The 8245-nt window shown below is 61.4% G+C and carries 4 protein-coding genes; 1 reads left to right on the plus strand and 3 read right to left on the minus strand.

All coding sequences use genetic code 11. The features are described from left to right. Positions 1 to 332: 332 nt before the first annotated feature. From nfuA to JV201_RS16335, 3 genes are all read right to left on the minus strand, one after another. A complete protein-coding gene (gene nfuA, locus JV201_RS16325) occupies positions 333 to 917 on the minus strand; it encodes a Fe-S biogenesis protein NfuA (RefSeq protein ID WP_003210817.1) in 585 nt (194 codons plus the stop codon). Between the two features lie 59 nt (positions 918 to 976). Then, entirely contained in the window at positions 977 to 1999 is a 1023-nt protein-coding gene (locus JV201_RS16330; protein ID WP_003210814.1) for an acyltransferase, read from the minus strand. 81 nt (positions 2000 to 2080) lie between these two features. Continuing rightward, positions 2081 to 4372, minus strand: a complete 2292-nt coding sequence (locus tag JV201_RS16335) for a fatty acid cis/trans isomerase (RefSeq protein ID WP_219405721.1) — start codon at positions 4370 to 4372, stop codon at positions 2081 to 2083. A gap of 164 nt (positions 4373 to 4536) precedes the next feature. Between JV201_RS16335 and metH the strand changes: the two genes are divergently transcribed. Continuing rightward, positions 4537 to 8245: methionine synthase (gene metH, locus JV201_RS16340; RefSeq protein ID WP_219405722.1), on the plus strand; the 3709-nt coding region annotated here is incomplete at its 3' end.

Raw genomic sequence — 8245 nt, forward strand, 5'->3', positions numbered from 1 at the left:
CCCCGTCAACCACGATGGCCGCAAGTAGGCACGGTGGAGCGGGTAAATCGGCAAGGATGCCGATTTAGCCGCGCCGGGCCATGGATGGCCCGTCGCGGCGGCCCGCGGAGCCGTGCCGGAGTGCGGGCATGCCGAGCCTAAGCGAGGCACCGAGTGGTGGGGCAAAGACCTTTTGGTTACTTTTGGGGCGTTTGCCAAAAGTGACCCGCTGTAAGAGCGGAACCATAAGCGGCCGTTACCGCAACAACGGATATGTACACAACATACCTAATCCAAACCATAAAAAAACGGCGCTCACGGGGCGCCGTTTTTCACATCCGCAGCGAACACCCTTAGTAGTAGGCGTTTTCTTTCTGCGTATGGTCAGTCACATCCCGCACACCCTTGAGCTCCGGAACCCGCTCAAGCAGCGTACGCTCAATACCCTCACGCAAGGTCACGTCCGCCTGGCCGCAGCCCTGGCAACCGCCACCAAACTTCAACACAGCAATACCATCATCAACCACGTCAATCAGACTCACCTGACCACCGTGGCTGGCCAACCCAGGATTAATCTCGGTCTGCAGGTAATAGTTGATGCGCTCGTTAATCGGGCTATCCGCATTAACATTCGGCACTTTGGCGTTCGGCGCCTTGATGGTCAGTTGGCCGCCCATGCGATCCGTGGCGTAATCAACCACCGCATCGTCAAGGAACGCTTCACTGAACGCATCGATATACGCGGTGAAGCTTTTCAGCCCCAACGCCGTATCTTCAGGTTTTTCTTCTCCCGGCTTGCAGTAGGCAATGCACGTCTCAGCGTACTGGGTGCCGGGCTGGGTGATAAAGACGCGGATGCCAATGCCCGGGGTGTTCTGCTTCGACAGCAGATCAGCCAGGTAATCGTGGGCGGCGTCGGTAATGGTTATGGCGGTCATGGAAACTCCTCGCAGGCTTGCCGGCAGTTTACGCCAAATTATTACCGAGGTACAAAGTCCTAGTATTTTTGTCGGGAAAGAACCAACCGTTCGTCGCCATCGAACCAGCCTTTGAGCCGACGATAACTGCCCTTTTCCAGCCAGTGGTAGCTGGCCAGCGACCCAAGGGCGATCAGCACCACGCACACGCCGAGCATCACGTAGGCGTTAACCCCATAACGCTGGGCGACAAAACCACCCGCCGACAGCACCAGCACGTGCATCAGATAGACCGAGTAGGAACAATCCCCCATCACCTTGAGCAGCCGGCTGCGCTCGAAATAGCGTTCCATCGAGATACAGGCCACCACCAGCACCGCACTCGGCAAGCCCCAGGTCAGGGCCCGCGGCGATGCCGGCCAGTGATAGATCGCCAACAATGCCCCCGCAATCCCCAGTAATGGAAGCCACAGCCCGGGGCGAATCCAGCCCTTGCGGTAAAGCATGCCGATGCCTATCCCCAGCAGGAACTCATACACAATGTCCGAACGATAGAATTCGCTAATCCAGCCAAACGAAGTCCACGCCTGGCACACCGCGAACAACAACGCGCCCACCACCAGCACCCGCCACTGCCGGCGAAACAGCAACGCCCACGCAAACAGCACGTAGAAAAGCATCTCGTAGTTCAGGGTCCAGCCGACATTCAAGGTCGGGTACACCCCATAACCACCGGGATTTTCCGAAGGTATGAACAGCAAGGACATCAACACATGGGCCGCATCGACGCTCTGGTCCGGCAACACCGGCCGCGCAAATACCACCAGCAGCGCCATCAACAGCGTGTAGAACCAGTAGGCCGGGACGATTCGCAGCAGGCGATACAGCAGGAATCGCCAGGGCGGCAGCTGTTTGTTCTCGGTGGAGAGGAAGATCACCAGGCCGCTGATCACAAAAAACACATCCACGCCCGCCGCACCTTTGTCGACAAACAGGTGGCCCAGCGCCGAATCGGCCTTAAAGCCAAAGAAAATCTGCATGAAGTGATGACCCACCACGGTCCAGGCCGCCAGGGCGCGCAGTGCCTGTACTGAAATCAACATCGTCGACCCACTCTCCCAACCCTCGACACCGGTTATTCAGGTGCCTATGGCTTGGGACAGCCGTCGACGGTCAAAGGTCGATCAAAGATTCTCGTAGCGGTTCATGTCCAGCACGCCCTCTTCCACCGGCGTGGTTTCGCGGATGTACTGCGACAGGTCGTGGAAGTACTGCCAGAACTGCGGGTGACTGCGGCGGATGCCCCAGCGGTCGACAATCTTCTCGAAGCGATTGGCGTCCTTGGCATTCTCCATGGCAGCGACAAACTCCGGCACTTGCTGCGCCGGAATGTTGAACATGAAGTTCGGGTAGCTGCTCAGCACCCCGGGATAGATGGTCACGGTGTCCAGGCCCGGCTGATAGCGATAAGCCTCACCGAGCATAAAGGCCACGTTGCTGTGGGCGCGGTTGCGCAACAGGCTGTACATCTCACGTTTGCCGCTGCGGGTTTCGATGCGCAGCATGGTCGCTTCCGGCAACAGGTCGATCACCTTGAGCCCCGCCGCCGGGCGGTTGGTCAGGCGGCTCAGGGCCTGTTCGGCGTCCTGCAACGCAGGGTCAATGCCCGGACGCGAGCAATAGGCGCTGACGCAACGGTTGATCGGGTCCGGGCTGGCGTTCAGGTCGCCGTAGCGGGCCAGCAACTGGTTGGCGAAGTCGCGCTTGGGGTCCTTTTCATCGAGCTTGAGGCCCGTGGGCTTGTCATCGTCGATGGCTTCATAGTCCAGCCACAGCTTGACCTTGCCGCTGTTCTGGTACCAATCGTCAAGGAGGTCATCCCGCGAGTCCGCCGGCATCAGGCGCAGGAAGTTCTGCTCGGCACCGTTGCGGATCAGGTCGAAATACAGGCGCGTCTGGGCCTGATGGGAAACGTTGCCGAACACATCGAAATTCACCGCCAACTGGTAGTAGGTGCGCTCCAGCAGCGGATAGTCGAACAGCCACAGGGTTTGCGGCACTTCGCCAATCAAGCCCTTGGTCACCGAGGCGCTGTCGAAGTGACGGAAGATGCTCAACAAGGCGTTGTCGTTGCCCGCCCACAGGCTCGACCAACTCGGCGGCGGCAGGTCGGCATAACTGTCCCGGCGCAACGCTTCGTACTCGTTGCGCTTGTCGCGGTATTTGAGCCAGAGGCTGAGCACGCTGCCCACATCGTCAATCTGCCCCGGCATCGCCAGCAACGGCGTGGCCTGGCCGCGATAGCGGGCATCGGTGATATACAGGTCGTGGTCGGGGTCCTGGAACAGGGTCCAGAAGTTGTCGCGGATCACGTCCGTGGCGATCTGGCCCCGGCATACCGGCCCGCGAATGAAGGTGCGCACGAAGTATTCGGCGTTATCCAGCATGAACTGGTAGCGCGCCTTGGCCGGAATCGCCTCGAAGGTCTCGAACGGGTTCGCACGCCGGCCCGGCCCGTAGCCCGGCAAGGCTTGCACCTGCCAGTCATCGGTATAGAACAGCGACTTGATCCGGGCCATCTTCTCGGCGCTGAACGGATAGGTGATGTGAGTCTTGTGCACGATCACCCCCTGCACCGGCCACAGGCGGTAGTACACCTGGGTGCCCGGGTCGTCGTTGGGGCGGCGGGTGTTGATCAGGTCGATCGGCTGCCCGCTCGGGGTGCGCGAGCGTACCCACTGGAAGAAATGCCCCGGCTCGCCGCCTTCAAAGTAGATGTGGGCAAGGAACAGGTGCTCGAACAACCAGCGCGCCACCAGGCTTTCCCGGGCCCCGGGCTGGTTGAACAGGTTTTCCCATTGCTGCACTTGCAAGGCCTCCTTGGCACTCGGGGCCAGGCCTTGTTCGTCGATCGGTGCGCCGGAGGCCAGCCAGCGTTGCAGGGTCTGGTACTGCTGGTCGGTCAGGCCGGTGACGGCCAGGGGCATGCCTTCCTTCGGGTGGTTACCTGCGTAGGCGTTGAATTCCCCCGGCATCGGGCAGGTGTTTTCGCGGCTCAGGCCCAGCACGATGTCGTCGGGCAGCTTGGCGTTGGGCGCGAGCGGCGCGTTATGCCCCAGCTCCAGCATGCGCGCCATCAGTGCGGCCTGGCTGCCCTGGGCGTCGAGTACCGAGTAGAAATCCTTTTGCTGCCAGGCGGCTTTGCCGAAGGCGTCATAGAACAAACGGGTGGGCTGGCTGGCCTGGCTGCGCTCGCCGTCGTACACCGGCACCTTGGTCGCGCCACGTGCGGCGCCTTCGGCACTGCCCAGGTTGAGCTGGCAGGCAGAGTCGTAGCAGGCGTGGCAGGCTACGCATTTCTCGGTGAAGATCGGCTGGATGTCACGGGTATAAGAGATCGCCGGGGCGGGACCTTCTGCCTGTGCGGTGAGGGCGAACAGCGCAAACGCGGCGCTGACGATGAGGCGAAGTGACATGTTTCCGGTCCCGATTCAATGCGTGCAGTGAAAAACCCGTCGAGTCTACCGATGTAACGCCCCCGCCAACATGAGCGATATTCATGCAAAGCCTGCACATGCTCTAAAAGCGCACAGGTTTGTTATGATCTTCGCCCTCCGTAATACCTGACCAGAGTAGTCCCATGCCCGATCGTAGCGCTCGTCTGCAAGCCCTCCACCAAGCCCTCAAGGAACGCATCCTGATCCTCGACGGCGGCATGGGCACGATGATCCAGAGCTATAAACTGGAAGAGCAGGACTACCGTGGCAAACGCTTCGCCGACTGGCCGAGCGACGTCAAGGGCAATAACGACCTGCTGGTGATCACTCGTCCGGACGTGATCGGCGGCATCGAAAAAGCCTACCTGGATGCCGGCGCCGACATCCTGGAAACCAACACCTTCAACGCCACGCGCATTTCCATGGCCGACTACGGCATGGAAGACCTCGCCTACGAATTAAACGTAGAAGGCGCGCGCCTGGCGCGCAAGATCGCCGACGCCAAGACCCTGGAAAACCCGGCCAAGCCGCGCTTCGTCGCCGGCGTGCTCGGTCCGACCAGCCGTACCTGCTCGCTGTCGCCCGACGTAAACAACCCCGGCTACCGCAACGTGACCTTCGATGAGCTGGTGGAAAACTACACCGAAGCCACCAAAGGCCTGATCGAAGGCGGCGCCGACCTGATCCTGATCGAAACCATTTTCGACACCCTCAACGCCAAGGCCGCGATCTTCGCCGTACAGGGCGTGTTCGAAGAATTGAACGTCGAACTGCCGATCATGATCTCCGGCACCATCACCGACGCCTCCGGCCGCACCCTGTCGGGCCAGACCACCGAAGCCTTCTGGAACTCGGTCAGCCACGCCAAGCCGCTGTCTGTGGGCCTGAACTGCGCACTGGGGGCGAGCGAGCTGCGTCCGTACCTGGAAGAGCTGTCGAACAAGGCCAACACCCACGTTTCCGCCCACCCGAACGCCGGCCTGCCCAACGAATTCGGCGAGTACGATGAACTGCCGTCGGAAACCGCCAAGGTCATCGAAGAATTCGCCCAGAGCGGCTTCCTGAACATCGTCGGTGGTTGCTGCGGTACCACCCCGGGCCATATTGAAGCCATCGCCAAGGCCGTGGCCGGTTACGCACCGCGCCCGATCCCGGACATTCCGAAAGCCTGCCGCCTGTCGGGCCTGGAACCGTTCACCATCGATCGCAGCTCGCTGTTCGTCAACGTCGGCGAGCGCACCAATATCACCGGTTCCGCCCGCTTCGCCCGCTTGATCCGTGAAGACAACTACACCGAGGCCCTGGAAGTCGCCCTGCAGCAGGTGGAAGCCGGCGCCCAGGTGATCGACATCAACATGGACGAAGGCATGCTGGATTCGAAGAAGGCCATGGTGACCTTCCTCAATCTGATTGCCGGCGAGCCGGACATCTCCCGCGTGCCGATCATGATCGACTCCTCCAAGTGGGAAGTGATCGAAGCCGGCCTGAAGTGCATCCAGGGCAAGGGCATCGTCAACTCCATCAGCATGAAGGAAGGCGTGGAGCAGTTCATTCACCACGCCAGGCTGTGCAAGCGCTACGGCGCGGCGGTGGTGGTGATGGCGTTCGACGAGGCCGGCCAGGCCGACACCGAAGCGCGCAAGAAAGAAATCTGCAAACGCTCCTACGACATCCTGGTGAATGAAGTCGGCTTCCCGCCGGAAGACATTATCTTCGACCCGAACATCTTCGCGGTCGCCACCGGTATCGAAGAGCACAACAACTACGCCGTCGATTTCATCAACGCCTGTGCCTACATCCGCGACGAGCTGCCGTATGCGCTGACCTCGGGCGGCGTGTCCAACGTGTCGTTCTCGTTCCGTGGCAACAACCCGGTGCGTGAAGCGATCCACTCGGTGTTCCTGCTGTATGCGATCCGCAACGGCCTGACGATGGGTATCGTCAACGCCGGCCAGCTGGAGATCTACGACCAGATCCCGGCCGAGCTGCGTGACGCGGTGGAAGACGTGGTGCTCAACCGCACCCCGGAAGGCACCGACGCCCTCCTCGCCATTGCCGACAAGTACAAGGGCGACGGCAGCGTCAAGGAAGCCGAGACCGAAGAATGGCGTGGCTGGGAAGTCAACAAGCGCCTGGAACACGCGCTGGTCAAGGGCATCACCACCCACATTGTCGAAGACACCGAGGAATCCCGGCAGTCGTTCGCGCGCCCGATCGAGGTGATCGAAGGCCCGCTGATGTCCGGCATGAACATCGTCGGCGACCTGTTCGGCGCCGGCAAAATGTTCCTGCCCCAGGTGGTGAAATCCGCCCGGGTGATGAAGCAGGCCGTGGCCCACTTGATCCCGTTCATCGAGCTGGAAAAAGGCGACAAGCCGGAAGCCAAGGGCAAGATCCTGATGGCCACGGTGAAGGGCGACGTGCACGACATCGGCAAGAACATCGTCGGCGTGGTGCTGGGTTGCAACGGCTACGACATCGTCGACCTGGGCGTGATGGTCCCGGCCGAGAAAATCCTGCAGGTGGCCAAGGAACAGAAGTGCGACATCATCGGCCTGTCGGGGCTGATCACCCCGTCCCTGGACGAGATGGTGCACGTCGCCCGCGAGATGCAGCGCCAGGATTTCCACCTGCCGCTGATGATCGGTGGCGCCACCACTTCCAAGGCCCACACGGCCGTGAAGATCGAGCCCAAATACAGCAACGACGCGGTGATCTACGTCACCGACGCCTCCCGCGCCGTGGGCGTGGCGACGCAGTTGCTGTCCAAGGAATTGAAGCCGGCATTCGTCGAGAAAACCCGCCTGGAATACATCGACGTGCGCGAGCGCACCTCCAACCGCAGCGCGCGCACCGAGCGCCTGAGCTACCCGGCCGCCATCGCCAAGAAGCCGCAGTTCGACTGGAGCAGCTACACGCCGGTCAAGCCGACGTTTACCGGCGCCAAGGTGCTGGACAACATCGATCTCAACATCCTGGCCGAGTACATCGACTGGACACCGTTCTTCATCTCCTGGGACCTGGCCGGCAAGTTCCCGCGCATCCTCACCGATGAAGTGGTGGGTGAAGCGGCGACGGCGCTGTACGCCGACGCACAGGAAATGCTCAAGAAGCTGATCGACGAAAAACTCATCAGCGCCCGCGCGGTGTTCGGTTTCTGGCCGACCAACCAGGTGCAGGACGATGACCTGGAAGTCTACGGCGATGACGGCCAGCCGATTGCCAGGCTGCACCATTTGCGCCAGCAGATCATCAAGACCGACGGCAAGCCGAACTTCTCCCTGGCCGACTTCGTCGCGCCCAAGGACAGCGGCGTAACCGACTACATCGGTGGCTTTATCACCACCGCCGGCATCGGTGCCGAAGAAGTCGCCAAGGCCTACCAGGACGCCGGCGATGACTACAACTCGATCATGGTCAAGGCCCTGGCCGACCGCCTGGCCGAAGCCTGCGCCGAGTGGCTGCACCAGCAGGTGCGTAAAGAGCACTGGGGCTACGCCAAGGACGAAGTGCTGGATAACGAAGCGCTGATCAAGGAGCAGTACAGCGGTATCCGCCCTGCCCCGGGTTACCCGGCGTGCCCGGATCACACCGAGAAGGCCCAGTTGTTCCAACTGCTGGACCCTGAAGCCCAGGAGATGCACGCCGGCCGCAGCGGCGTGTTCCTGACCGAGCACTACGCGATGTTCCCGGCAGCGGCGGTCAGCGGCTGGTACTTCGCTCACCCGCAGGCGCAGTACTTTGCGGTGGGCAAGATCGACAAGGACCAGGTCGCCAGCTACACCGCCCGCAAGGACCAGGACCTGAGCGTGACCGAACGCTGGCTGGCGCCGAACCTGGGTTACGACAACT

The organism is Pseudomonas sp. Colony2 (assembly GCF_019382755.1).
Taxonomy (GTDB): domain Bacteria; phylum Pseudomonadota; class Gammaproteobacteria; order Pseudomonadales; family Pseudomonadaceae; genus Aquipseudomonas.

Coding starts and splice junctions, on each gene's coding strand:
- nfuA (WP_003210817.1), bottom strand. CDS start 917: ATGACCGCCATAACCATTACCGACGCCGCCCACGATTACCTGGCTGAT.
- JV201_RS16330 (WP_003210814.1), bottom strand. CDS start 1,999: ATGTTGATTTCAGTACAGGCACTGCGCGCCCTGGCGGCCTGGACCGTG.
- JV201_RS16335 (WP_219405721.1), bottom strand. CDS start 4,372: ATGTCACTTCGCCTCATCGTCAGCGCCGCGTTTGCGCTGTTCGCCCTC.